The 746-nt window shown below is 37.3% G+C and carries 1 pseudogene; it reads left to right on the top strand.

What is annotated here, in order from left to right:
• A pseudogene (locus tag AC1DJR_RS32270) lies at positions 1–746 on the top strand (ATP-binding protein); the annotation flags it as partial.

Raw genomic sequence — 746 nt, 5'->3', positions numbered from 1 at the left:
CATTTAGAGTGTGACTTACACTTATTAGTTATCCCGCGCACAACAAACTCCGATGAAATTTTAGATGAACATATTAAAAGTATAAGCGGCCCAATGGCTCCAACGGGTCGCTGGCTTTTCGGGAAAATGAAGCAATATCTGAAACGTTCGGCAATGTCAACCGAAAATACAGAATATCACTTTTATATACTCGTTCAAGTCAATGAAGAAAAGAAGCAAAAACAGGCCCGAAATCCTATTGTTGAAACAGCCAAATTTGCTAAACGTATGAGACAAGGATTTACAAATGCAGCACATGAAGCAATAGGTTTACATGAATCAGATATTTTGGAAGATGAGATTGAAGAATATAAAGATATGGATGAAGTCATTCATGGTCAGTTGATTAATACGTTTAAATTTGTGAATCGTCTTACAGCGCCAACGCTTAAATTTTTAATTGAACAAAACTTTACACGCGGAATGACTGAACCAGAGAGAGTAAAAGAATGGAATATAGGGGAAACAATTGAACTGTTCGACAGCAACGGAAAACCTAAAAAAGTACGCCGTACCCGTATGCAGGAGATTGTAAAGCTTACAGATTGTTTAATTGATGAGTCACCAGGAAGATCCTTGATTTTAGAAAGACAAAATGAGGATGGTGATTTGGAGAAAATGCACGTTGCTTTCTTGGCTGTAAAGTCTATGCCAGAAGAATCCATTTTTCCAGGGTTAGAGTGGATATATCGGATTCAATCTCATTC

Source organism: Bacillus sp. 05T31 (genome assembly GCF_056396725.1).
This window is presented reverse-complemented; position numbering and strand designations above follow the sequence as displayed.